At 70.6% G+C, this 25,086-nt stretch carries 21 protein-coding genes; 14 read left to right on the top strand and 7 right to left on the bottom strand.

Annotated features, from left to right (window positions below; genetic code table 11):
- Window positions 1-6 precede the first annotated feature (6 nt).
- Window positions 7-1,518: a GGDEF domain-containing protein gene (locus ALI22I_RS43445; RefSeq protein WP_238598868.1), complete on the bottom strand. Its 1,512-nt coding sequence runs from the start codon at window positions 1,516-1,518 to the stop codon at window positions 7-9.
- Window positions 1,519-1,576: 58 nt separating this feature from the next.
- On the opposite strand from ALI22I_RS43445, the gene ALI22I_RS43440 reads away from it, so the two are divergent.
- From ALI22I_RS43440 to ALI22I_RS43430, 3 genes are all read left to right on the top strand, one after another.
- On the top strand, window positions 1,577-2,095 hold the full coding sequence (locus ALI22I_RS43440; RefSeq protein WP_077011425.1) for a MarR family winged helix-turn-helix transcriptional regulator: 519 nt from the start codon (window positions 1,577-1,579) through the stop codon (window positions 2,093-2,095).
- A 225-nt stretch (window positions 2,096-2,320) separates the two neighbouring features.
- Window positions 2,321-2,941 carry a DUF4360 domain-containing protein gene (locus ALI22I_RS43435; protein ID WP_077011424.1) on the top strand — a complete coding sequence of 207 codons (621 nt, stop codon included), beginning with the start codon at window positions 2,321-2,323 and terminating at the stop codon, window positions 2,939-2,941.
- 111 nt (window positions 2,942-3,052) lie between these two features.
- The gene (locus ALI22I_RS43430) at window positions 3,053-3,667 is read left to right on the top strand and encodes a DUF4360 domain-containing protein (RefSeq protein WP_202971223.1); all 615 of its coding nucleotides are present in this window, start codon (window positions 3,053-3,055) and stop codon (window positions 3,665-3,667) included.
- Window positions 3,668-3,728: 61 nt separating this feature from the next.
- Here the strand turns inward: ALI22I_RS43430 and ALI22I_RS43425 are convergent, their stop codons facing one another.
- The 4 genes from ALI22I_RS43425 to ALI22I_RS43410 all read right to left on the bottom strand — a co-directional run bounded on the left by ALI22I_RS43425 (window position 3,729) and on the right by ALI22I_RS43410 (window position 11,174).
- Window positions 3,729-5,180 (bottom strand): glutamate synthase subunit beta, encoded by a 1,452-nt coding sequence (locus ALI22I_RS43425; protein WP_077011422.1) that lies wholly within the window; start codon window positions 5,178-5,180, stop codon window positions 3,729-3,731.
- Window positions 5,173-9,720 carry a glutamate synthase large subunit gene (gene gltB / locus ALI22I_RS43420; RefSeq protein WP_077011421.1) on the bottom strand — a complete coding sequence of 1,516 codons (4,548 nt, stop codon included), beginning with the start codon at window positions 9,718-9,720 and terminating at the stop codon, window positions 5,173-5,175. The genes ALI22I_RS43425 and gltB overlap by 8 nt, the downstream gene beginning before the upstream one ends.
- A gap of 397 nt (window positions 9,721-10,117) precedes the next feature.
- Window positions 10,118-10,330, bottom strand: coding sequence for a hypothetical protein (locus ALI22I_RS43415; protein ID WP_077011420.1), 213 nt, complete (start codon window positions 10,328-10,330; stop codon window positions 10,118-10,120).
- Between the two features lie 139 nt (window positions 10,331-10,469).
- Window positions 10,470-11,174, bottom strand: a complete 705-nt coding sequence (locus ALI22I_RS43410) for a VIT1/CCC1 transporter family protein (protein WP_077011419.1) — start codon at window positions 11,172-11,174, stop codon at window positions 10,470-10,472.
- Window positions 11,175-11,305: 131 nt separating this feature from the next.
- Between ALI22I_RS43410 and ALI22I_RS43405 the strand changes: the two genes are divergently transcribed.
- Entirely contained in the window at window positions 11,306-11,929 is a 624-nt protein-coding gene (locus ALI22I_RS43405) for a peptidoglycan recognition protein family protein (RefSeq protein WP_238598867.1), read from the top strand.
- A 55-nt stretch (window positions 11,930-11,984) separates the two neighbouring features.
- On the opposite strand, the gene ALI22I_RS43400 is transcribed toward ALI22I_RS43405, so the two are convergent.
- Entirely contained in the window at window positions 11,985-12,518 is a 534-nt protein-coding gene (locus ALI22I_RS43400; RefSeq protein ID WP_077011417.1) for a hypothetical protein, read from the bottom strand.
- 310 nt (window positions 12,519-12,828) lie between these two features.
- On the opposite strand from ALI22I_RS43400, the gene ALI22I_RS43395 reads away from it, so the two are divergent.
- The 3 genes from ALI22I_RS43395 to ALI22I_RS43385 all read left to right on the top strand — a co-directional run bounded on the left by ALI22I_RS43395 (window position 12,829) and on the right by ALI22I_RS43385 (window position 15,763).
- Window positions 12,829-13,509, top strand: a complete 681-nt coding sequence (locus ALI22I_RS43395; protein ID WP_077012033.1) for a response regulator transcription factor — start codon at window positions 12,829-12,831, stop codon at window positions 13,507-13,509.
- Window positions 13,506-14,786 carry a sensor histidine kinase gene (locus ALI22I_RS43390; RefSeq protein ID WP_077011416.1) on the top strand — a complete coding sequence of 427 codons (1,281 nt, stop codon included), beginning with the start codon at window positions 13,506-13,508 and terminating at the stop codon, window positions 14,784-14,786. The genes ALI22I_RS43395 and ALI22I_RS43390 overlap by 4 nt, the downstream gene beginning before the upstream one ends.
- Window positions 14,787-15,025: 239 nt before the next feature.
- Window positions 15,026-15,763: a CAP domain-containing protein gene (locus ALI22I_RS43385; RefSeq protein ID WP_077011415.1), complete on the top strand. Its 738-nt coding sequence runs from the start codon at window positions 15,026-15,028 to the stop codon at window positions 15,761-15,763.
- On the opposite strand, the gene ALI22I_RS43380 is transcribed toward ALI22I_RS43385, so the two are convergent.
- Window positions 15,745-16,236, bottom strand: coding sequence for an Lrp/AsnC family transcriptional regulator (locus ALI22I_RS43380; RefSeq protein WP_077012032.1), 492 nt, complete (start codon window positions 16,234-16,236; stop codon window positions 15,745-15,747). The genes ALI22I_RS43385 and ALI22I_RS43380 overlap by 19 nt on opposite strands.
- 121 nt (window positions 16,237-16,357) lie before the next feature.
- Between ALI22I_RS43380 and pdhA the strand changes: the two genes are divergently transcribed.
- The 7 genes from pdhA (at window position 16,358) to ALI22I_RS43345 (ending at window position 25,080) form a co-directional block, all read left to right on the top strand.
- A complete protein-coding gene (gene pdhA / locus ALI22I_RS43375) occupies window positions 16,358-17,431 on the top strand; it encodes a pyruvate dehydrogenase (acetyl-transferring) E1 component subunit alpha (RefSeq protein WP_077011414.1) in 1,074 nt (357 codons plus the stop codon).
- The gene (locus tag ALI22I_RS43370; protein ID WP_077011413.1) at window positions 17,428-18,456 is read left to right on the top strand and encodes an alpha-ketoacid dehydrogenase subunit beta; all 1,029 of its coding nucleotides are present in this window, start codon (window positions 17,428-17,430) and stop codon (window positions 18,454-18,456) included. Before pdhA ends, ALI22I_RS43370 begins: the two co-directional genes overlap by 4 nt.
- Window positions 18,449-19,741, top strand: a complete 1,293-nt coding sequence (locus ALI22I_RS43365; protein WP_077011412.1) for a dihydrolipoamide acetyltransferase family protein — start codon at window positions 18,449-18,451, stop codon at window positions 19,739-19,741. Before ALI22I_RS43370 ends, ALI22I_RS43365 begins: the two co-directional genes overlap by 8 nt.
- A 144-nt stretch (window positions 19,742-19,885) precedes the next feature.
- Entirely contained in the window at window positions 19,886-22,333 is a 2,448-nt protein-coding gene (locus ALI22I_RS43360; RefSeq protein WP_143532744.1) for an ankyrin repeat domain-containing protein, read from the top strand.
- Complete coding sequence (locus ALI22I_RS43355; protein ID WP_077011410.1) at window positions 22,330-23,823, top strand: leucine-rich repeat domain-containing protein; 1,494 nt, start codon at window positions 22,330-22,332, stop codon at window positions 23,821-23,823. Before ALI22I_RS43360 ends, ALI22I_RS43355 begins: the two co-directional genes overlap by 4 nt.
- Before the next feature lie 304 nt (window positions 23,824-24,127).
- Window positions 24,128-24,592 (top strand): class I SAM-dependent methyltransferase, encoded by a 465-nt coding sequence (locus ALI22I_RS43350; protein WP_077011409.1) that lies wholly within the window; start codon window positions 24,128-24,130, stop codon window positions 24,590-24,592.
- Window positions 24,589-25,080, top strand: coding sequence for an HIT family protein (locus ALI22I_RS43345; RefSeq protein ID WP_083752448.1), 492 nt, complete (start codon window positions 24,589-24,591; stop codon window positions 25,078-25,080). The genes ALI22I_RS43350 and ALI22I_RS43345 overlap by 4 nt, the downstream gene beginning before the upstream one ends.
- Window positions 25,081-25,086 lie beyond the last annotated feature (6 nt).

Raw genomic sequence — 25,086 nt, 5'->3', positions numbered from 1 at the left:
CGGGTCCTAGGGGTGGATGACCAGACCCCGGCCGCCGTCGCGCTTGGCCTGGTACATGGCCTTGTCGGCGCGTTTGAGCACGGACGAGGCGGTGGTTTCCGGGTCGTGGTCGGCGCAGATCACCACGCCGACCGACGCGCTGATCTCGTCGCCCAACGCGTCCAGGACGCGGAACGCCACCTTCTCCGGCCCCTCCACGCCCTCGACCAGCACGCCGAACTCGTCACCGCCCAGCCGGGCCACCACGTCGGTGTCGCGGACGCACTGCCGCAGTCGTTGCGCGACCCGTTCGAGCATCGCGTCGCCGTGCGCGTGGCCGGAGAGGTCGTTGACCGCCTTGAAGTCGTCCAGGTCCACGAACAGCAGCCCGAACGACGTGCCGTCGCGGTGGTGGCGGGTCAGCGCCTCGTCCAGCCGGCTCTCGAACAGCGCCCGGTTGGCCAGGCCCGTCAACGGGTCGTGGTTCGCCTGGTGGGTCAGGGTGGATTCGGACTCCCGCAGCAGCAGGACCAGCTTCGTGTTGTCCACCAGGGTCACCAGCTGCCGCAGCATGACCGCGACGAACACGGTGAACCCGCAGGCGATCTCCACCCCGTCCAACGGCCGCAGGTCTCCGATGAGCGTGCGGCGCACCACCAGCACGCTGCTGATCAGCAACGGGACGTACGGCATCAGCAGGTAGGCCCACTGCCACGACCGGCGGTGGCGGCCCGAACCGGACAGCGGTGACCGCACCGGCGCCAGCGCGGCCAACGCGATCAGCGCGGGTCCGATCACGAACCCGGCGTTGGCCAGCGGCGGCACCTCGGGCGCCTGGATGCTGACCAGGTAGGCGAACGCGAAGTCGGACGCGGCCAGCCCGGCCAGGCCGAGCCCGAGCAGCCGGAGCTGGGGCCGCAGCACGACCTTCCGGTCCGCGCTCAACACCACCACGATCACCAGCAGCGCGAGGTCCGTCACCGGGTAGGCGATGGCCACCAGGAACTTCGTCGTGCCCGGGTTGCCGACCGCGACCAGCCCGCGCAGCGACGTCGTCCAGGTGAGCACGAACAGCGACCCGACCACGATCAGGCCGTCCAGCAGCAGCACCAGCCGGGTACTGCGGGACCGGCGGTCCAGCAGCGCGTCGGGCGAGTCGGAACGGCGGAAGCTGCCGATGACCAGCAGCGCGATGAACGCGAACGGCACGATGCTCAGGTACCCGGCGTCCGCCGGCGACGGTGACGGCACCGCACGGCGTTCGACCAGCTGGTACCACGTCCACAGGGCCTGGCCGGTGGACCAGCCCGCCATGCCCAGGCCGGTCACCAGCCGCCAGCGCCGGTCCGGCCCGGTCACCCGGCGGGCCGTCCACCAGCAGCAACCGGTCGCGAGCAGGCCGGTGGCGAGCTGGGCGAGGTCGTCCAGGACCACCGCGCCCTCGCCCTTGACGATGTCGAAACTCGCGGCCACGGACGCGGCGGTGGCGAGCACCAGCACGACCGTGGCCGTGATGGCGAATCGCCTGGTCCCGATCACGCGGTCAGTGTGCCGCATTCGCGTTCCGTCGGCCGGGTTGCCCTGGGAGGATCGAAGGGTGGCAGAGCAGGAGGTTCCCGTCGCCGACGATGTGGTGACGGAGCAGGATTACGAGCGGTTCGCACGGCACCGGATCGCCGAGTCGGGCGGCGACGCGGACGCGTTCGGCCTGTCGTACAACGTGCTGCACCTGGCGTACATGATGATCACCGACTACGAGGCCCTGGTGCACCGCGAGCAGGGGTGGACCATGCCGGGGTTCCGGCTGATGTTCAAGCTGTGGATCCTGGGGCCGACGCAGCCCGCGCGGCTGGCGGACCTGTCCGGGACGACCCGGTCGGCGATGTCCAACCTGATCAACACGCTGGAGCGGGCCGGGTTGGTGGAGCGGACCAGGGACGGCCAGGACCGGCGGGTGGTGTTCGTGGCGCTGACCGACGAGGGCCGCCGGTCGGTGGCCCGGGTCTTCCCGACCCAGAACGCGCGGGAGGCGCGCTGGTTCGAGGCGTTGGACGAGGAAGAGTGCGCACAAATGGTGCAGTTGATCCGGCGAGTGGTCGCCGCCCGACCGAAGTAGCGGCGGGCGACAGTAACGGCGGGCGGCCGTCCCATTTCGAAATGTAGCGAATTCGCCAAACGGGTCGGCTCGAAAAACTTTCGCGCATGTTCATTCCGGGTGCCTTCCGCGGCGCTGCCCGGAACGCGTCCACTCTAATGGCGGAACTCTGCCGGCGACGGCCTTGCGCTATCTTCCTGTGACCGCCGTCACAGTACCTCGCAGCGCCGCAGAGAAAGGCAATCCATGCTGACCACAGTGGCCGCGGCATTGTTGGCCATGTCCGCGATCGTCCCATCATCCGGTGAAACGCAGGTCGAGACCGCGCCGGATTCCGTCACGATCGAAGTCAAGACGGTGAACGGGTCCGGCTGCCCGGCCGGCACGTCGGCGGTCGCCCCCGCGCCCGACCGCACCGCGTTCACCGTGACGTACAGCCAGTTCCTCGCCCAGGCGGGCCCGGACTCGGACCCGACCGACATCCGGAAGAACTGCCAGCTCGCGGTCGAGGTGAACTACCCGCAGGGTTTCACGTTCGGCATCGCCAAGGCCGACTACCGCGGTTTCGCGCACCTCCAGGCCGGTGCCGTCGGAATGGAGCAGGGCAACTACTACTTCCAGGGCACATCGCCGACCGCGCGCAAGAGCCACACCTACAACGGGCCCTTCAGCGACAACTGGCAGGCTACCGACAGCACCGAATTCGGCGCCATCGTGTACGCACCGTGCGGTGAGCGCCGGCTGTTCAACATCAACACCGAACTCCGGGTCAAAGCCGGCCCCTCCACCGGCACGAGTTTCATGGTGATGGATTCGACGGACAGCAACGTGAGCACCACCTACCACTTCTCGTGGAAGCGGTGCTAGCCCTGTTCGAATAGGGCCGATCGATTCGACTTGCGTCAATTCGCCGCCGATTGCTGTGTTCAACGACGAGTCGGAAGGTGCTCCATGTTCAGTTTCCTGGCGGCTGCCACCATGGCAGCGGCGGTGATCGTCATTCCTCCCGGCGGGGCCCCCAACACCACGCCACCGCCGGATCACATGACGATCGACGTGGTGACCGTCAACGGTTCGGGTTGCCCGGCCGGGACCGCGGCCGTCGCGGTGTCACCGGACCACAAGGCGTTCACCGTCACCTACAGCCAGTTCATGGCGCAGGTGGGTGTCGGCGCCCTGCCCACCGATTTCCGGAAGAACTGCCAGCTCAACCTGAGAATCAACATCCCGCAGGGCTTCACCTACGGGATCGCCCAGGCCGACTACCGCGGCTTCGCCCACCTGGAGCGGGGCGCGACCGGCCTGGAACGGGCGAACTACTACTTCCAGGGCATGTCGCCGACGTCGTACAAGAACCACAACTACGCCGGCCCGCTCAGCGACGACTGGCAGGCCACCGACACCACCGAACTCGCCGCGATCGTCTTCCACCCGTGCGGTGAACAGCGGTTGCTCAACATCAACACCGAGCTGCGGGTGAACGCCGGCACCTCGGACCCGACCAAGACCACCAGCTTCATGTCGATGGACTCCACCGACGGCAGCGTCGAGACGACCTACCAGTTCTCCTGGAAGACCTGTCCGGCGGTCTGACGGACGCGGGACGGGAAGGCATCGCGGTGGGCGGACGGCGTTGGCCGCCCGCCGCGACGGGTCACACGAGCGGCCGGTCGGTGGGCTCGATCGGCCGCGGCAGGACGTGCCGGCCGGTGAGGTAGGCGTCCACGCCGGCGGCGGCCGAACGGCCCTCGGCGATGGCCCACACGATGAGCGACTGGCCGCGGCCCATGTCGCCGGCCACGAACACGCCGTCGACCGAGGTGGTGAAGGAGTCGTCGCGGGCGACGTTGCCCCGCGCGTCGAGGGTGACGCCCAACTCGGTGAGCAGGCCGTCCTTCTCCGGGCCGACGAAGCCCATCGCCAGCGTCACCAGCTGCGCCGGGATCTCCCGCTCACTGCCCGGCACCGGCTCGAACCGCCCACCGGACGCCTCGACCTCGACCAGCTTCAACGCCCGGACCGCACCGTCGTCGTCACCGAGGAACTCCACCGTGGACACCGAGTACAGCCGCTCGCCGCCCTCCTCGTGCGCCGACGTCACCCGGTAGAGCATCGGGTAGGTCGGCCACGGGTGGGCCTCGGCGCGCTTCTCCGGCGGCCGGGGCATGATCTCCAGCTGCGTCACCGAGAGCGCGCCCTGCCGGTGGGCGGTGCCCACGCAGTCCGCGCCGGTGTCGCCGCCGCCGATGACGACGACGTGCTTGCCCTCGGCGGTGATCGGCGGCGCGTCCAGCTCGCCCCGCGCCACCCGGTTCGCCCACGGCAGGTACTCCATCGCCTGGTGCACCCCGGACAGCGCCCGTCCGGACACCGGCAGGTCGCGCCACGCCGTCGCGCCGCCGGCCAGCACCACCGCGTCGAACGACTCCCGCAGTTCGGCGACCGTGACGTCCACGCCGACGTTCACGTTCGTCCGGAACTCGGTGCCCTCGGCCCGCATCTGGTCCAGCCGGCGGTCCAGCCGCCACTTCTCCATCTTGAACTCGGGGATGCCGTACCGCAGCAACCCGCCGATGGCGTCCGCCCGCTCCAGCACCACGACCGAGTGCCCGGCGCGGGTCAGCTGCTGCGCGGCAGCCAGGCCCGCGGGCCCGGAACCGACCACGGCCACCGAACGGCCGGTGCGCGTCACCGGCACCTGAGGCGTGACCCAGCCCTCGTCCCACGCCCGGTCGATGATGGAGATCTCGACCCGCTTGATGGTGACGGCATCACCGTTGATGCCGACCACGCACGCGGCCTCGCACGGAGCGGGGCACAACGTCCCGGTGAACTCCGGGAAGTTGTTGGTGGCGTGCAGGCGTTCCGACGCCAGCCGCCAGTCCTCCTTCCACACCAGGTTGTTCCACTCGGGGATCAGGTTCCCGAGCGGACAGCCCTGGTGGCAGAACGGGATGCCGCAGTCCATGCACCGACCGGCCTGCTTCTCCAGCTTGGGCCGCTCGAACTCCTCGTACACCTCGCGCCAGTCGCGCAGGCGCAGGAAAACCGGACGGCTGCGCGGAGTCTCACGCTCGGTGGTGAGGAACCCGCGGGGGTCAGCCATGAGACGCCTCCATGATCGCTTCGTTCACGTCCCGGCCCTCCAGCTCGGCCCGCGCCTGCGCCGCCAGCACCCGCTTGTAGTCCTTCGGCATGACCTTGGTGAACCGGTCCACCGCCAGGTCCCAGTCGGCCAGCAGCGCGTGCGCCACCGCCGAGTCCGTCTCCAGGTAGTGCTTCTCCACCGCGCGCCGCAGGAATTCGCGGTCCGACTCGTCCAACGGGTCCAGGTCCACCATCTCCGGGTTGACCCGCTGCACGGCCGCGTCCAGCACGTAGGCGATGCCACCGGACATGCCCGCGGCGAAGTTGCGCCCGGTCGCGCCGAGCACGACCACCCGCCCGCCGGTCATGTACTCGCACCCGTGGTCGCCCACGCCCTCGACGACGGCCAGCGCGCCCGAGTTGCGCACGCAGAACCGCTCGCCGACCTTGCCGCGCAGGAAGATCTCGCCACCGGTCGCGCCGTAGCCGATCACGTTGCCCGCGATGATGTGCTGCTCGGCGGCGAACTGCGCGTCGGCCACCGGCCGGATGGTGATCCGCCCACCGGACAGGCCCTTGGCCACGTAGTCGTTGCCGTCGCCGATGAGCCGCAACGTGATGCCGCGCGGCAGGAACGCGCCGAACGACTGGCCGGCGGTGCCGGTGAACGTGACGTCGATCGTGTCGTCCGGCAGCCCTTCACCGCCCCACCGCTTGGTCACCTCGGAGCCGAGCATGGTGCCGACGGTGCGGTTCACGTTGCGCACCGGCAGTTCCAGCCGCACCCGGTCACCGGAGGCGATCGCGCCCTCCGCGAGCTGGATCAGCGTGTTGTCCAACGCCTTCTCCAGCCCGTGGTCCTGGTCGGTGGTGCGGTGCCGGGCCGCGCCTTCCGGCAGCTCCGGCACGTGGAAGATCGGCGACAGGTCGAGCCCGGCCGCCTTCCAGTGGTCCACGGCGGCCCGCGTGTCGAGCAGGTCCGCGTGCCCGACGGCCTCGGCCAGCGTGCGGAAGCCGAGCTGTGCCAACAGCTCCCGGACTTCCTGCGCGATGAACTCGAAGAAGTTCACCACGTGCTCGGCCTTGCCCGCGAACTTCGCCCGCAGCACCGGGTTCTGCGTGGCCACACCCACCGGACAGGTGTCCAGGTGGCAGACCCGCATCATGATGCAGCCCGACACGACCAGGGGAGCGGTGGCGAAACCGAACTCCTCCGCGCCGAGCAGCGCCGCGATCACCACGTCCCGCCCGGTCTTGAGCTGGCCGTCGGTCTGCACCACGATCCGGTCGCGCAACCGGTTGGCCAGCAGCGTCTGCTGCGTCTCGGCCAGACCCAGCTCCCACGGACCGCCCGCGTGCTTGATGGACGACAGGGGTGACGCGCCGGTGCCGCCGTCGTGACCGGAGATCAGCACGACGTCCGCGTGCGCCTTGGACACGCCCGCCGCGACCGTGCCGACGCCGACCTCGGAGACGAGCTTCACGTGGATGCGCGCCGCCGGGTTGGCGTTCTTCAGGTCGTGGATGAGCTGCGCCAGGTCCTCGATCGAGTAGATGTCGTGGTGCGGCGGCGGCGAGATCAGGCCGACGCCGGGCGTGGAGTGCCGGGTCTTGGCGATCCACGGGTACACCTTCGCGCCGGGCAGCTGGCCGCCCTCGCCGGGCTTCGCGCCCTGCGCCATCTTGATCTGGATGTCGTCGGCGTTGACCAGGTACTCGCTGGTGACGCCGAACCGGCCGGAGGCCACCTGCTTGATCGCCGAACGCCGCGAGTCGCCGTTGGCGTCGGGGGTGAACCGCTCGGCGTCCTCGCCGCCCTCACCGGTGTTGGACTTGGCACCCAACCGGTTCATGGCGATGGCCAGCACCTCGTGCATCTCCTGCGAGATGGAGCCGTACGAGATGGCGCCGGTGGCGAACCGCTTGACGATCGACGAGACCGGCTCGACCTCGTCGATCGGTACCGGCTCCCGTACGCCTTCCTTGAACGCGAACAGCCCGCGCAGCGTCAACAGCCGCTTGGCCTGCTCGTCCACCGCCCGCGTGTACTCCTTGAAGATGTCGTAACGCCCGCTGCGGGTGGAGTGCTGGAGCTTGAACACCGTCTGCGGGTTGAACAGGTGCGCTTCGCCCTCGCGGCGCCACTGGTAGTCGCCGCCGACCTCCAGCTCCCGGTGGTGCGCCCGGACGCCGTCGGCCGGGAACGCCATCCGGTGCCGCCGCGCGACCTCTTCGGCGATGACGTCGAACCCGATGCCGCCCAGCCGCGAGGTGGTGCCGGTGAAGCAGGAGTCCACGACCTCGTCGCCGAGACCGATCGCCTCGAAGATCTGCGCGCCGGTGTAGGACGCGACGGTCGAGACGCCCATCTTCGACATCGTCTTGCGCACGCCCTTGCCCAGCGCCTTGATCAGGTTGCGGGTGGCGACGTCCGGCTCGACGTCCGGCAGCTCCTCCACCGACGCCATCGCCAGGTACGGGTTCACCGCTTTCGCGCCGTAACCGATGAGCAGCGCGATGTGGTGCACCTCGCGGGCGTCGCCCGCCTCCACGATCAGGTCCACCTGGGTGCGGGTCTTCTCCCGCACCAGGTGGTGGTGCACCGCGCCGGTCAGCAGCAGCGACGGGATCGGCGCGTGGATCTCGTCCAGGCCCCGGTCCGACAGCACGACCAGCCGCGCGCCATCCCGGATCGCCTGGGACACCTCGGCGCGGATCTCGTCCAGCCGCCGCACCAACGCCTCACCGCCGCCCGCCACCTCGTACAGGCCGCGCACGGTGAACGTGCGGAACTCCGGCAGCGTGCCGTCGTCGTCGACGTGCACGAGCTTGGCCAGTTCGTCGTTGTCCAGCACCGGGAACGGCAGCGAGATCCGCCGGCACGACGTGGCGTCCGCGCTCAGCAGGTTCGGCTCCGCGCCGAGGGTGGCGTGCAGCGAGGTCACCAGTTCCTCGCGGATCGCGTCCAACGGCGGGTTGGTGACCTGGGCGAAGAGCTGGGTGAAGTAGTCGAACAGCTGCCGCGGTCGGTCCGACAGCGGCGCGAACGGGGCGTCGTTGCCCATCGAGCCGATCGGTTCCGCGCCGGACCGGGCCATCGGGCCCAGCAGCAGCGCCATTTCCTCTTCCGTGTAGCCGAACGCCTGCTGACGACGCACCAGGGACGAGTGCGTCGGCGTCTCGCGCTCCCGCGCGGGCAGGTCGGCCAGGTGCAGGATGCCGTCGGCCACCCACTCCTGGTACGGGTGCTCGGCGGCCAGCTCGCCCTTGATCTCCTCGTCGTCGATGATCCGCCCCTGGGCGGTGTCGACCAGGAACATCCGGCCCGGCTCCAACCGACCCTTGCGCACGATCGTCGTCGGGTCGAACTCCAGCACACCAGCCTCACTGCCGAGCACGACCAGGCCGTCCTCGGTGACCCAGTACCGGGCCGGGCGCAGGCCGTTGCGGTCCAGCACCGCGCCGATCAGCGTGCCGTCGGTGAACGCCACCAGCGCCGGGCCGTCCCACGGCTCCATGAGCGTGGAGTGGAACTCGTAGAACGCGCGCCGCTGCGCGTCCATCTCGGCGTGGTTCTCCCACGCCTCGGGGATCATCATCAGCACCGCGTGCGGCAGGCTGCGCCCGCCCAGGTGCAGCAGTTCCAGCACCTCGTCGAACGTGGCCGAGTCGCTGGCGCCGCGGGTGATGACCGGGAAGATCCGGTCCAGATCACCGGGGATGAGATCGGTGGCGAGCACGGACTCGCGCGCGTCCATCCAGTTCCGGTTGCCGCGCAACGTGTTGATCTCGCCGTTGTGCGCCACGTACCGGTACGGGTGGGCCAGCGGCCACGACGGGAACGTGTTGGTGGAGAACCGGGAGTGCACCAGGCCGACCGAGCTCGTCACCCGCTCGTCGGTGAGGTCGGGGAAGAACTTCTCCACCTGGGGCTCGGTGAGCATGCCCTTGTAGACGATCGTCCGCGCGGACAGGCTCGGGAAGTAGACGTCCGTCGCGCGCTCGGCGCGCTTGCGCACCACGAACGCCAGCCGCTCCAACGCCAGACCGTCCGTGCCCGCTCCCGCCGTGCCCGCTCCTTCTGGGCCGGCTCCCTCTGGGCCGGCTCCAGCGGGACCGGTGAGGAAGAGCTGGCTGAACACGGGCATGGTCGTCTTCGCGGTCGGACCCACGTGATCGGTGTCCACCGGCAGATCGCGCCACCCGAGGACAGTCGCGCCCTCTTCCGCCGCGATCCGCTCGACCTCGGCCCTGACCTCGTTGTGACCCTCCGGGGGGAGGAACGCGGTGCCGACCGCGTAGCCGCCCGGCTCGGGCAGCGGGAAGCCGACGACCTCGCGGTAGAACGCGTCGGGCACCTGGATCAGGATGCCCGCACCGTCGCCGGTCTCCGGCTCGGCGCCGCGCGCGCCCCGGTGTTCGAGGTTGCGCAGCGCCACCAGGGCCTGGCGCACGATCGCGTGGTTTCTGCGACCGGCCAGATCGGCGACGAAGGCGACGCCGCAGGCGTCGTGCTCGTACTGCGGGTCGTACAGGCCTTGCGGCTTGTGGTGGGTCACAACGGGCCCTCCCGTGGCGTCGTCCGGGCATTCGTCCGGGCATACGGAGACGGCCGAACGCCCGCGCGCGGCGTTACGCGGGACCACTCGGCCTAGAGGTTCTTGCTGTGGATCCACGCCCGAGAGATCTTCGGCGTGGGGACCGCACTCCGTTGTGCGGGAGGAACTGCACTTCCTTGTGCGCGCGTTCCGCGGCCGGATGGGGTCGCGGGACGTGCCGAGCGGTGCACCGGGATTGCCGGGGTCTTGTGACGATAGTGTGAATTCGCGGTTATGGCTCTAGTCCGACAGGGCGTCGTGGTGAATCCCACCCCTACTTGACGCCATTACTATCAACGGGGTACGACCGGTCGGCCTAGGTTTTCGCCGGGTTTCGAGCCTTCAGTGGCGGATGAAGTCAGCCTCTGGTCCTTCTCGACTCTCTGACGCAGCCCGCCGCGACGATCAGGCACAGCGCCGCGACGCTGCCCTGCAGCCATCCCGCCTCGCTCACCGCGAGGATCACGTTGATGCCCGAGACCAGCGCGAACAGGGCTGCCAGGAAGGTCCAGAGCCGGCGTTCCGCCTTCTCGCCGCGAGGGATGAGCAGGAATGTGGGCGGGTGTGTCACGGCGCGCACCTCCGGTCCGGGCCTGCCGCGCTCGACGGCGACAAGTCGGCTGCGGTTACCCGCAGTTTGCGTACTTCACACCTCAAGGTGGTGACTTTTTTCGGCCGACTCCGGAGGGCGTGTGCACTGCGTGATCACCTCACCCGACCGTTACTCCGAACAGGAGACCCACGTAGTAGGTGACGATCATCGTGAGCGACCCGACGACCACGTTGCGCCGCACCGCGCGGCCGACGCGGCTGGACCCGAGCCGGGCGCTGATCACGCCGGTGAGCACCAACCCGACCAGCGCGGCCGCCGCACACGCCCACACCCGCCAGGCCGTGGGCGGCAGCACGATCGCGATCACCGGGATCAGCGCGCCGACCGCGAACGCCACCAGCGACGCCCACGCGGCCTGCCACGGGCTGGTCAGGCTGTCCGGGTCGATCTGGAGCTCGGCCTCGGCGTGCGCGCGCAGGGCGTCCTGCTCGGTCAGCTCGCGCGCCACCTGCGCGGCCAGCTCCTCGGACAGCCCCTTGTCCCGGTAGATCTCGGCGAGCTCGCGTTCCTCCGCCTCGGGCATCTCGCGCAGCTCGCGTTCCTCCAGCTTGAGCGCGGCCCGCTCGGTGTCCCGCTGGGTGCTGACCGAGACGTACTCGCCGCCCGCCATCGACAGCGAGCCCGCGACCAGCCCGGCGATGCCCGCGGCGAGGATGGTGGTGCGGTCCGCGGTGGCGCCCGCGACACCGACCACGAGGCCGGCCGTGGACACGATGCCGTCGTTGGCCCCGAGGACGCCGGCGCGCAGCCAGTTGAGCCGGCCGGAGAGGTCGTCGTGGTGCGGTTCGCCGGGGTGCGTCATGACGGTGATAGAACCACCACCCCGCTAACGAGTGGAGTCCCTGTCGCGAACGGGTGAGGGCCTGGACACGGTCGGGATTCCCCGCGGGAGCGCGTTCGTGATCCACTCCGGGCTGACGAATTGGGGGAGTGGTGGTCAGCAGACGCGCGGTGTTGCTCGGGGTGGGTGCGGTGGTCGGGTTGGGTGCGTCCACGTTGCCGCCGCGTGCCGTCCGACGGCGGATCGAGCCGTGCGCCGAGTGGGGTGCCCGGCCGCCGGTCGAACAGCCGGTGTCGTTGAGCCGCAAGCCGGAACGGATCATCGTGCACCACACCGCGACCGAGAACGTGGCGGACGGTTCGCGGCAGCACGCGCACGAACGGGCGAGGTTCTTCCAGGGGCTGCACATGGACGTCAACGACTGGGGCGACACCGGGCAGCACTTCACCATCACGCGGGGCGGTGTGCTGTTGGAGGGGCGGCACGGCAGCCTCGACGCGCTGCTGGCCGGTGACCGGATGGTGGAGGGCGCGCACGCGTTCGGCCAGAACCGGAACTCGATCGGCATCGAGAACGAGGGCACCTACATCGACCAGACACCACCCGCCGTCCAGTGGGACGCGTTGGTGTGGCTGTGCGCGGTCATATGCCGCCAGTACGGGATCGCGCCCGCGGAGATCCACGGCCACCGCGACTTCTGGGACGGCACCATGTGCCCCGGCGACGCCTTCCACGCGCTGCTGCCCCGCCTGCGCGCGGAGGTCGCCCTGATCTAGGCGTACTCCCCGGACCCGCCCCGACCTGCCCGGACTCCCCCGGATTCGCCTTGGACTAGCCGGCTTCGATGATCCGGAACTGCGGGCCGCGGACCCACGTCGCTTCCAGCCGGGACCGGTGGCCGGGGCTGGTGAACTCGACCACGACGGCGTCCGCGGGCTGTTCCACGGTGGCGGCGAAGCCCTGGCGCGGCGTGGCCGAGATCGGCTGCATGTCGCTTTCCGAGAAGCGGATCGCGGCCACCCCGCCCTGGAGGCTGAAGCTGCGCAGGTACACGGGCTCGCCGTCCTGCTCGGTCCACGTGCCTTCCTCCGACGGCAAGGGCTGCGTCGTCGTGGTGGGGACGACCGTCGTCGTGGTCGGCACGGTCGTTGCGACCACCTCCGCTGTGGTCGTGGTGGTGGTAGTCGTGACGGCGGTCGTCGTGGTGGTCGTGGGTATCACGGAGGACTGCGTGGGTCCGGCGACCACGAGCGGTCGTTGCGGAGCACCCGCGTCCAGCACGAACCGGATGCCCAGCCACGACAGCGCCACCGCGACCGCCGTCGACGCCGACCACGCGGCGAGGTACTGCAGGCCCCTGGTCACCCAGCCATCCTGCCAGCGCCACCCCAACCTCGAACCCCTGACCGCGAACCCGCCCCCACGCGCGTGTCCAACACCCAGAACGCGCGTGTCCAACGTTGGGAACGCGCGTGTCCAACACCCAGAACGCGCGTGTCCAACGTTCCGGTACCCCGAGTTGAACGCTCAGGTCGGTCGGCCCGTGTTCTGAGCGTTAAACTCGGGTGTTCTGAACGTTGGACACGCGTGACGCGAACGTTGGACACGCGCGTCCTGGAGGTAGGACACGCGCGTTCTGAATGTTGGACACGCGCGGGTGGGTACGGTGCGCGGCATGGTGTCGGTGCTGCTCGTCGAGGACGACCCGGTGGTGCGGTCGGCGGTGAGTCGGGCGTTGACGGGGCTGGGCCACGCGGTGCTGCCGGTGGGGACGGCGCTGGAGGCGTTGCGGGAGATCACGGGGGGCGCGTTCGACCTTGTGGTGCTCGATCTCGGTCTGCCCGATATGGACGGTGCGGACGCGTTGCGCATGATGCGCGGGGTGTGCGACGTGCCGGTCATCGTCGCCACCGCCCGCGATGACGAGAACGAGATCGTCCGTCTGCTCAACGCGGGTGCGGACGACTACCTGGTGAAGCCGTTCTCCAGTGAGCATCTCGCGGCCCGGTTGTCGGCTGTGCTTCGGCGGGCGCGGAAGGATGCCGCGCCCGCGCCGTTGCAGATCGGCAGCCTCACCGTTGATCCCGACCGGCGGGAGGCCCGGCTGGACGGGCGGGAGCTGAACCTGACCCGCAAGGAGTTCGACCTGCTCGCCTACCTCGCCGCCCGCGAGGGCAAGGTGGTGCCGCGCGCCGAACTGCTGGCCAACCTGTGGAACCTGCCCGGCCGGCACGACGACCAGACGCTGGACGTCCACCTGTCCTGGCTGCGCCGCAAGCTCGGTGAACGCGCCGCCCAACCCCGCTACCTGCACACCGTCCGCGGCGTCGGGTTCAAGCTGACGGCGGCCGAGTGAGGAAGTCGCTCGCGCTGGTCTCGCTGGCCGTCACCTCGATGGTGGCACTGGCGTTCCTGATCCCGCTGGCACTGGTCGTGCGCCAACTCGCCGAGGACCGCGCGCAGGCCGACGCCGAACGCCTGGCCGGCGCGCTCACCCCCGTCCTGGTGATCACCACCGACCCGGCGTCCGTCGGCCAAGCCCTCACCAGCACCGGCGGTGACGTCGCCGTGCACCTGGCGAACGGCCAGGTCGTCGGCGTGCCGGTGGCGACTGAAGAACAACTCAAGACCGCCCGCGAGAAGGGCCTCGCGTTCACCGACGTCGTCCCCGCCGGTCTCGTGCACCTCCAACCCGTGCTGCTGGACGAGGGCCGGGTGGCCGTGGTGGAGGCGTTCGTGCCCCAGTCCGAGCTGTCCCGGGGCGTCTGGCAGGCCTGGCTCGCGCTCAGCGGCGTCGCCGTCACCCTGGTGCTGGGCTCCGTGCTCGTCGCCGACCGGCTCGGCGCACGGGTCGTCAAAGCCGCCGCCGCCCTCGCCGAAGGCGCGCGCAAAATGGGCCAGGGTGATCTAGGCACCCGCGTCGCACCCAGCGGACCACCGGAATTGCTCGACGCCGCCGGCGCGTTCAACCGGATGGCCGATCGGATCGGCCAACTGGTCGCCAACGAACGGGAAATCCTGGCCGATCTGTCCCACCGGCTGCGCACACCGCTCACCGCGTTGCGGCTCGATTCGGAAACCCTCGGCCAGGACCCCAACGCCAACCGCGTCCGGCAGGCCGTGCACGCCTTGGAACGTGAGGTCAACGAACTCATCCGGGCCGCCCGCCGCGAACTCGACGACCCCGACGGCGGCCGGTGCGACGCCGCCCAGGTCGTGCACGACCGCCTGGTGTTCTGGTCCGCCCTGGCCGACGACCAGCAGCGGCTGTGGAACCTGCGCGGCACCGAACGCCCCGCGTTCGTCCCCCTGACCCGCAGCGACCTCGCCGCGGCGATGGACGCGGTGCTCGGCAACGTCTTCCGGCACACGGCCGAGGGCGTCGGTTTCGTGGTGGCGCTGTTCCACCAGGCCGACCGGGTGGTGATCGTCGTCGAGGACGCCGGGCCGGGCATCGACGACCTGGAGGCGGCGTTGCGGCGGGGGAGCAGCGGCGCGGGCTCGACCGGCCTCGGGCTCGACATCGCCCGCCGGGCGGCGGAGGCCACCGGCGGCTCGCTGGTGGTCGACCGCGGACCGCTGGGCGGCACGCGGGTGCAGCTGCGGCTGGGCCGCGCGGAGGAGCCAGTCTGACCGCCGATTCCTTTTCCGCACCTGATGCAAGGTTTAAATGTTCCTTAAATAAATAGTTGTTGACAGCTCTGCATTCCCGGATAAAGTAATTTCTGGAATTGAGGCAACCGAGGCGCTCCCATGTCCGGTGGCCCGGTTCTTCCTCCGGTGCGGCGACCGCAGCGCGCTTACCCTGCGAAGAAGCGCACACGCGGTCGCCGCGCCCGAAATGCCGTCGAATGCAGATTGAGGTTTTTCGCGTGTCGCGCAAGAGCAGTGTGCTGCCCATCGTCGCCGTCCTCGCCGGATTGGCCCTGACCGGGTGCGAGCACCCCGACGGGTTGGCCCTGGTCGCGGCGGGTGCCACCGCGACGATCCGCACCACGTCCGACGCCGACGTCCCACCGACCACCCCGACCACGTCGGACACCACCACCACCACGTCGCCGAGCACCACCACGACCACCGAGCCGCCGCCTGCTCCGGCCCCGGCTCCCGTGACGACGACCACGACCACCACCAAGCCGCCGGCGCAAGCCCCCGTGAAGCGGCCCGCCCCGCCTGCCCCGCCTGCCCCGCCCGCACCGGCCGTGCCGGCCGTGCCGCAGAAGACCGAGGTCGAGATCGCCGAGGCCAAGGTGGTCGAGCTGACCAACGCCGAACGCGCCGCGAACGGCTGCCCCGCGTTGGCCGCCGACGGCCGGCTCGCCGCCGCCGCCCGCGCGCACAGCGCCGACATGGCCGCGCAGAACTACTTCGACCACGTCTCCAAGGACGGCCGCACGTTCGTGGACCGGGTCAAGGCCGCCGGCTACCCCGCTCCCGGCGCGGAGAACATCGCCGCAGGTCAGCGCACCGCCGAGGCCGTGGTGAAGGGCTGGATGGAATCGCCCGGCCACCGGGCCAACATCCTCAACTGCAAGCTCAAGGCGATCGGCGCGGGCATGGCTCGCGGCGGCTCCTACGGCATCTACTGGACTCAGAACTTCGGCTGGTGACCGTCGCGGTCGTTACCGCCGGCGGGCAGTTCGTCGAGGATGAGCACGGTGTGGCTGGACGTCACGTCCGGCATCGTCTGCAACCGGGACAGCACCAGGTCGCGCAGGCTGTGCGCGTCCGGCGCCCGGACCAGCAGCACCAGGTCGTAGTCACCGGACACCAGCGCGCCGTGCCACACCTCCGGGATCTCCAGTACCCGCTGCCGCACCGCCTTCCACGAGTGCTGGCTGATCTTGAGGTAGACGTACGCGGAGATGCCGAAGCCGTAGCGCTCCGGGTCGACCACCGCCGTGTACCCGGTGACGACGCCGTCGCGGTGCAGCCGCTCCACCCGTGAGTAGACGCTGGCACGCGAGATGTGCAGCTTCTCGGCCAACGAGCGCATGGACATCCGGCCGTCCGCGCGCAGTTCCTCCACGATGCGCCGGTCGAGCGTGTCGAGCGGCGCCGAATGTCCAGCTCTCACCGTCATGTGGCCGACCATAACCCGGCTGCCCGGCCATTCGTCCGGATTGCGGGCCGGGATCTGGAACATTGGCCGGTGTGAGCTGGACCATGCCTTCACCTCGTCTTTTGAGACACCCGGAGGAGCCATGGTCCGGACCCGCGTGCCCGAGCGGGCGTTGCTGCCCAGCGAAGAACCGCTGTCGCTGCTGCGCAAGGACGGCTCGCCGGTGGACGACTCGCCGCTGGCCATGCCGGACGACGACGTGCTGGTCGAGCTGCACCGGCGGATGGTCGTCGGTCGCCGTTTCGACACCCAGGCCACCGCGCTGACCAGGCAGGGCAGGCTGGCGGTCTACCCGTCGTCACGCGGTCAGGAGGCGTGCGAGGTGGGCTCGGTGCTCGCGCTGCGCCCCGACGACTGGCTGTTCCCGACCTACCGCGACTCCGTCGCCCTGGTCACGCGGGGCGTCGACCCGGCCGAGACGCTGACCCTGCTCCAGGGCGGCTGGCACCTCGGTTACGACCCGTACGAGCACCGCGTCGGCCCCCAGTGCACGCCGTTGGCGACCAACACCCTGCACGCCGTGGGCTTCGCGCACGCGGCGCGGTTGAAGGGCGAGGACACGGCGGCGCTGGTGCTGCTCGGTGACGGCGCGACGTCCGAGGGTGACACGCACGAGGCGCTGAACTTCGCCGGCGTGTGGAACGCGCCGGTGGTGTTCCTGGTGCAGAACAACGGCTACGCGATCAGCGTGCCCATGTCCAAGCAGAACGCCGCGCCGTCGTTGGCGCACAAGGGCATCGGGTACGGCGTGCCGTCGGTGCTGGTGGACGGCAACGACGTGGCCGCCGTGTACGCGGTGGTGCGCGAGGCGGTCCTGTCGGGCGGGCCGACGTTGATCGAGGCGCTGACCTACCGGATCGAGGCGCACACCAACGCCGACGACGCCACCCGCTACCGCACGTCCGACGAGGTCGCGGCGTGGCTGGACCGGGACCCGGTGGACCGGCTGGAGGCGTACCTGGTCTCGCGGGGACTGTTGGACAACGCGCGGCGCGCGGCGGTGGCGGCCGAGGCGGAGGAGTTCGCGGCGTCCGTGCGGGCGAAGATGAACGCCGACATCGTGCCCTCGCCGGACGAGCTGTTCGAGCACGTCTACGCGTCCACACCCCGTCACCTGCGGGAACAGGCTGCGGCGCTGCGGGAGGAACTGGCATGAGGACGGTGTCGACCGGCGTTTCCATGGCGGGCGCGTTGAACCGGGCGTTGGCCGACGCGTTGGCCGCCGACCCGAGCGTGCTGGTGTTCGGCGAGGACGTCGGGGCGCTCGGCGGTGTGTTCCGGGTGACCGACGGGCTCGCGGCGCGGTTCGGTGAGCAGCGGGTGTTCGACACGCCGTTGGCCGAGTCCGGCATCGTCGGCACGGCCATCGGCATGGCGATGAACGGGCTGCGGCCGGTGGTGGAGATGCAGTTCGACGCGTTCGCCTACCCGGCGTTCGAGCAGATCACCAGCCACCTGGCCAAACTGCGCAACCGCACGCGCGGCCGGGTGTCGTTGCCGGTGGTGATCCGGGTGCCGTACGGCGGCGGGATCGGCGGGGTCGAGCACCACTGCGACTCGTCGGAGGCGTACTACACGCACACGCCGGGGCTGCGGGTCGTCACGCCCGGTACGCCGGATGACGCGTACCGGTTGTTGCGCGACTCGATCGCCTCGCCCGATCCGGTGATCTTCCTGGAGCCGAAGCGGCGGTACTGGGCGAAGGGTGATCTTTCGGTCGACTCTTCGGTCGACTCTTCGGACACGATCGGGTTCGACCGGGCTTTGGTGCGGCGTCCCGGGCGGGATGTCACGTTGATCGCGTACGGGCCGATGGTCGCGACCGCGTTGGAGACGGCCGAGGCGGCGGTGGAGGAGGGCTGGGACGTCGAGGTCGTGGACCTGCGGTCGTTGTCGCCGTTCGACGACGAGACGGTGTGCGCGTCCGTCCGCCGCACCGGGCGTGCGGTGGTCGTGCACGAGGCGTCCGGGTTCGGCGGGTACGGCGCGGAGGTCGTGGCCCGGGTGACCGAGCGGTGCTTCCACCACCTGCACGCGCCGGTGCTGCGGGTGACCGGGTTCGACATCCCCTACCCGCCGCCGAAGCTGGAGGAACACCACCTGCCGAGTGTCGATCGAATTTTGGACGCGATCGCCCGGCTGCAGTGGGACGACGAGGTCGTGGGGAGCTACGGTGCCTGACTTCCGGCTGCCCGACCTGGGCGAGGGGTTGACCGACGGCGAGATCGTCACCTGGCTGGTGTCGGTCGGGGACCACGTGTCCATCGACCAGCCGGTGGTGGAGGTGGAGACGGCGAAGGCCGTGGTGGAGGTGCCCTGCCCGTTCGAGGGCGTGGTGAGCGCGCGGTTCGGAGAGCCGGGGGAGAAGCTGGCCGTCGGGTCCGTGCTGCTGTCGGTCGGTGCACCCGATACCGAGTCCTCCGGCACCGAGTCCTCCGGCAACGTCCTCATCGGCTACGGCACGTCCGACACCCCGCGCCGCCGTCGCCGCCCCCGCGTGTCCAACGCTCAGAACGCGCGTGTCCAACGTTCAGAACACCCGAGTTCAACACTCGGGCACGCCGAACCGGCCACGATCCCGGCCGCCCGCACCGCTTCCGCGCCGGCCGCAACCGTTTCCGGTGGTGCGCCCGCTGTCATCTCGCCGCTGGTGCGGCAGTTGGCGCGGGAGAACGGCCTGGCGCTCGACCGCATCGACGGCACCGGGCCGGGCGGCGTCATCCGGCGTGCGGACGTGGAGCGGGAGCTGGCCGCCCGTGCCGCACCAACCCCAGCCCCAGCTCCGGCCCCGGTCGCTGCCGGTCGCCGCATCCCGTTGCGCGGCTTGCGCGGCGCGGTGGCGGAGAAGCTGAGCACCTCGCGTCGGGAGATCCCCGAGGCGACGGTGTGGGTGGACGTCGACGCCACCGACTTCCTGGCCGCACGCGCCGCGATGCCGTCGGTGTCGCTGCTCGCGCTGCTGGCCCGGTTCACCGTGCTGGGCCTCAAGAAGTTCCCCGAGCTGAACTCACGGGTCGAGGGCGACGAGATCGTGGTCCTCGACCAGGTGAACCTCGGCTTCGCCGCCCAGACCGACCGCGGCCTCGTGGTGCCGGTCGTGCGGGACGCCCAGTCCCTCACCACCACCGAACTCGCCACCGCCATCGCCGCCCACACCGCGTCCGCGCGCGAAGGCAAACTGGCACCCACCGCGATGACCGGCGGCACGTTCACGGTCAACAACTACGGCGTGTTCGGCGTCGACGGCTCGGCCGCGATCATCAACCACCCGGAAGCCGCGATCCTCGGCATCGGCCGCATCATCGACCGGCCGTGGGCGGTGGACGGACAGCTGGCGGTGCGCAAGGTCGCGCAGCTGACCCTGGCCTTCGACCACCGGGTGTGCGACGGCGGCACGGCGGGCGGGTTCCTGCGGTTCGTCGCCGACTGCGTCGAGTCCCCGATCACCGCCCTGGCCGATCTATAGATCGATCAGGTGACCTTCGACAGCGCGACGCGGCGGGCGTCCCTCGATCGGACCACGCGGAGCGAACGGCCGTAACAGCATCCTCCCGGTGGGCGAACTACGAAACGTAGTGAGGTGTGCCCCGGGGAGAAGGTGAACCGGCCGATGTCCCTGACCGTGTTCGACGAGCTGGTCGAGATCGCTCGGGAATCGCCCGGACCGGCCGCGGCGCGCGGCGTGGTCGCGGCCCTGTCGTCGTTGGCCGTGGAGGGTGACCGCGGTGCGGCAGTGGCGCTCGGCCGGATCTTCGCCGCGGACCTGGGCCTGCCCGACTTCGGGGCTACCGGCTCGCCGGAGGCCGTGCCGACCGCCGAGATGCCCGCGCTGGTCAAGCTGTACGTGACGGGGTTCGCCCCACGGCTGTTCCTGGCCGACCCGGAGACCGTCCGGCGGCTCGCCCGCGAGGTCGGGCCGGAGGTCTTCGAGCGGTTCCAGGCGATGGTGCGCCGGGACGCTCCCGGTCAGGACGCCGCGCTGACCGCGTTCATCCTGCTCGGCTTCGCGAACTTCGCCGGTGGTCCGGTCGGCGAGTCCATGAAGTCCAGTGCGCGGCAGCGCGTGTTGCGGGACATCACCCGGACGTCGAGGGTCGTTCCGGGGGACAGCGTCGACTCCACGTTCGCCGTCGGCCGAGACGTCGTGCTGGGCGTGGCATCGCTGGAGAGGTTCCTCGGCCCGATCTACCACGAGTTCGGGCACCACGTGACCAACGACCTGCGGTCCGGTCAGGAGGAGTCGTTCGGCCACGACCTGGCTCGCGGGATGGCGGGAGCGGTGCCGCGGCTGCTGGAGGAGTCGGCGCGACTGGCGGGTCGGCCGGTGGGCCCGGCCGACCCGCGCACGGCCGTGCTGCCTGCCGGTCTGGTGATCATCTGCACCACGCACGGGCAGTACACCCACCTGTCGCTGTCGCAGGCCGGCGGGCCGATCGACTTCGACTACGCGGTCGGCTGCGCCCTGCTGCTGGTGGAGCTGCTCGGCGTCCCGCCCGCGGACGTGGTGGTCGCCTACTCGCCCGGCGGGGTGTTCCACCTCGCCTGCACCGGTTTCCCGGCCGCGTTCAAGGTCCGGTTCCGGGCCGTGCGCAAGCCGGTCGTCACGCCGGACCTGCCGCAGCGGGCCGCCGCGTGGTTCGCGGAACTGGAGCGGACCGGCCGCGTCGGGCACGACGAGCAGGACGTCGCCGCGCTGGTCACCGGCGCGGAGCGGGCGGCGCGCGTCCATGCCGAGTCGCCCCGGACCGCGATGCGCGACCTCGCGATCCGCGGCAACCTGCGGGACGGGGGAGACCTCTCGCAGTTCGACGCCGAGACCCTGGTCCACGCGGCGGTCGCGTGCGGTGACCCGGTGGCGGTGCGCAATGCCCTGGCCGCCGACGTGCCGCTCCTCGGCCTGGCCGACCTCGGCCGGAGCCGCGCCATCGTGGTCGACGACGGCCTCACCCACGCGGGCACGTCACGCGACGACCTGTACGACGTGATCAGGGTGCTCCACGAGGCAGGGCGCGACGTGGACGAGGCGGTGAACGACCAGGGCGACAGCCTGCTGTCCGACGCGGCCGCCCGCAGCGCGGACCTCACGTCGTTCCTGCTGGCCCACGGTGCCGACGCGAACCACAAGAACCGCGACGGCGTCACCCCGCTCGTCCGTGCCGCGATGAGCGGCCAGTGGCGCGTGGTCGAGGCGCTGCTGCACGCCGGGGCACGGCTGGACGAACGGGACGTCGACGGCCGCACCGCGCTGCACCACGCTGTGTCGTCGGGCCACCCCGAAGTCGCGGCCCGCCTGCTCGCGGGTGGGGCAGGCGCCGATGTCGCCGACAGCACCGGGCGGACCCCGCTGATGAACGCGGTGACGCCGGCCCTGGTCACCTTGCTGTGCGAGCGGGGCGCCGACCCGAACACCGCCGACCACTCGGGGAACACCGCGCTGATCGGTGCGGCGGCGCGGGGGGACGTCGAGGTCGTGCGGGAGCTGCTGCGGCGCGGAGCCGACCCGTCGGCCGTGACCGATCGTGGCGACGCGGCCATCCACCACGCTTCGGTCGCCGGCATCGCGGACCGGCGGCTCGCCGTCGTGACGGCCCTGCTGGACGCCGGCGCGGACGTGGACGAGGAGAACAACGAGGGCATGACGGCGCTGATGGCCGCCTGCATGGACGCCCATCCCGAGACCGTGGAGCTGCTGATCAGCCGGGGAGCCGACGTGGAGGCGCGGACGGTGCAGGGCTTCACGCCCCTGATGCACGCCGCGGACGGCCGCAACCAGTGGAGCCGGGACCCCACGCACAACGACCGCGCCATGGAGTGCCTGCGGCTGCTGGCCGGCGCCGGGGCAAGCCTCGACGCCCGGAGCAACGACGGGTGGACCGCGCTGCACTTCGCGAGCCTGGGGTTCGACGCCGGACCGGTGGCGCTGTTGCTCGAACTCGGCGCCGACCCCAACATCGCGACCGACGCCGGCGTCACGCCCCTCGCCCAGGCCGAGGCGCAGGGCCACGGGAAGATGATCGAGGACCTGATCGGGGCGGGAGCGCGGGAGGACGTTCGGTGAACCGGGTTGCGGCCGCGCTGGAGTCGCGGAGTTGGGTCGGGACGGGCGTGCTGGACCTGCGCGGCCTGCGGCTGCGCGAGCTTCCCGACGACTTCCCCGCCGACCCGCGGCTGCGGCGGATCGACCTGAGCGGCAACCGGCTGACCGCGCTGCCGCCGTCGTTGTTCCGGTTGGCCGGGTTGGAAGAACTCGACCTGGGCAACAACCGGCTGACCACCCTCGGACCCGAGTTCGGCTCGCTCGTCGGGCTCGTCCGGCTCGACGTGTCGGAGAACCGCCTGTCGGCCGTCGCGCCCGAACTGGCCGCGTGCACGGCGCTGCGGCACGTCCACCTGTACGGCAACGCGTTGACCGAGGTCGTTCCGCTGCACGCGCCGGTAACGCTGGACATGTCCGGCAACCGGCTGCGCTCACTCGACGCCCTGGCCCCGACCCTGGAGTCGTTGGACGTCTCCGGCAACCGAATCACGGCGCTGCCCGACGACCTGCGCCCGCTCACCCGCCTGCGCCGCCTCGACCTGTCGGACAACCGGCTGACCTCGGTCGATTCCCTGGTCGGCTTGGCCCTGGACGAGCTGCACCTGGACGGCAACGCCCTGCCGGTCCGGCCGGACGCGTTGGCGGCGTCGGTGCGGCGGTTCTCCGACCACGGCAACCCTTACGACGTCCCGGTGGACGGGCTGGTCGCCGACGTCTACGAGGCGGTCGAGCGACACACCACCGGCCACGCCGATCCGACGAAGGAGTACTTCGACGCCGCCACGCTCGTCTACGCCTTCTCCCTGGCAGTCGGCGGGGCAATGGCCATCCGGACCGTCGTCGACCACTACTACAAGCGGTTCAAGGGCGTGGGCGTGGCGCTCACGTTTCCGGACGGCAGACGGATCGAGCTGACCAACCTCAGCCGCAAGACCGCGCTCCAACTCGTTGACGACATGCGGGAGCCCGCCGCGCAGCGGGCACTGGTGGACTTCCAGCCCACCAAGGACCGTGGTCTGCAACGGGCGACGGCGGAATTCGTCGTCGGGTCGGTGGCGCGACTGGACAACGCGGAGCTGGTGCCGAAAGGCCCCGGACCGGTCATCCACTTCCAGCAGATCAACATCAACAGCGAGGTCACGATGGGCGACAAGATCAGCTTCGAGAACGTCGTCAACTCCAACATCAACGTGAAGTCCGCGCTGACGAACGTCACCCAGACCGTCGGCGCGGCCACGACGCTCGACGACGGGGCCAAAGCCGAGCTGAACAGGTTGGTCGCGGAACTCGGCAGGGAGCTGGAGAAGCTCCCGCCGGAGCAGGCCGAAGACGCCGAGGCCGTCGCCACGACGACCGCCGACCTGGTGGAGAAGGCGACCAAGGAGAAGCCGAACAAGAAACTTGTGGAGACCTCCGCCAACGGGCTGCGCGCGCTGGTGGACGGCTTGGCCACGATCGCGCCCATCGCCCTGGGCATCATCGGGATCGTCACCAAGATCGTCGGTGCTTGACCGACCTGCGACGTTGGTCAGCCCCTCCCGCACCAGGCGATAGGCAACCGGCGTGAGCGGTGGGCGGGCAGTTGGCGGGCAGTTGGCGGTGCGCAGGTCATGCGGCTGACGCTGGCCTTCGACCACCGGATGTGCAGTGGCGGGCGGGTTCCTGCGGTTCGCCGCCGACTGCGTCGAGTCCCCGATCACCGCCCTGGCCGATCTATAGATTGATCAGGTGACCTTCGACAGCGCGACGCGACGGTAGCGGGACTGGCAGGAGAGCCCGTGGGGACGGCTGCGGTACACGCAGGCGGAGGCCAACTTGGCCCGCCACCTGCCGTCCGCGCCGTCGAAGGTGCTCGACCTGGCGGGCGGCGACGGGGCGGACGCGCTCCGGTTGGCCCGGCGCGGCCACGACGTGACCGTGGTGGACCGGTCGGCCGAGATGCTGGCCGAAGCGGAGCGGTCGTTCGCCTCCGCGGGACTGCCGGTCCGGGTCGTGCGGGCGGATCTGACCGATCCGGCCGAGGACGTGGGCGGTGAGTACGACGTGGTGCTGGTGCACAACGTCATCCAGTACACGGCCGACCAGGTCGTCGGGTGGCTCGACGGCTGTGCGGTGCTCGGCCACTACGGCATCTGCACGGTCACCGGTTACGTCGCCGACAACGCCCGCAAGCACGATCCGGCGTTCTTCGCCGATCTCGAACGCCTGGAACTGGCCCTGGCCGACCGCATGCCGTACCCGCTGATCGCCCGCTTCTTCCACCTGGTGGTCGGCCGGTGACCTGGGTGGCGTGGGACGAGGAGTCCTACCTGGAGCTGGTCCGCCGGGCGTGCTTCATCTGCGAAATGCTCGCCGGGAACCCCGACTACCCGCACCACGTCGCCCACCGCGACGAGCGGGCCGTGGTGTTCCTCAGCAAGTTCCCGTTCATGTGGGGGCACGTGCTGGTCGCGCCGGTCGAGCACCGCGAGCACGTCATCGGCGACTTCCCGCTGGACGACTACCTGGCCCTGCGGCGGGTCGTCCACGCGGCCGGCACCGCGCTGACCTCGATCGTCCCCACCGAACGCCTCTACCTGCTGAGCCTGGGCAGCCAACAGGGCAACCGGCACACGCACTGGCACCTGGCGCCCCTGCCGCCCGGCGTGCCGTACGAACAGCAGCAGTTCGCCGCGTTCTCGGCCGAGGGGGCTCCTACGACTTCCCCGACGGCGACCTCGCGGACCTGGCCGCGAAACTCGGAGGACGGCTGCGCGGGATCCTCGTAGATTGAT

Origin of the sequence: Saccharothrix sp. ALI-22-I, assembly GCF_001984175.1 — a bacterium.
Lineage (GTDB): Bacteria > Actinomycetota > Actinomycetes > Mycobacteriales > Pseudonocardiaceae > Actinosynnema.
Note: the sequence above shows the minus strand (reverse complement) of the source record. Positions and strands in the feature narration are given on the sequence as shown.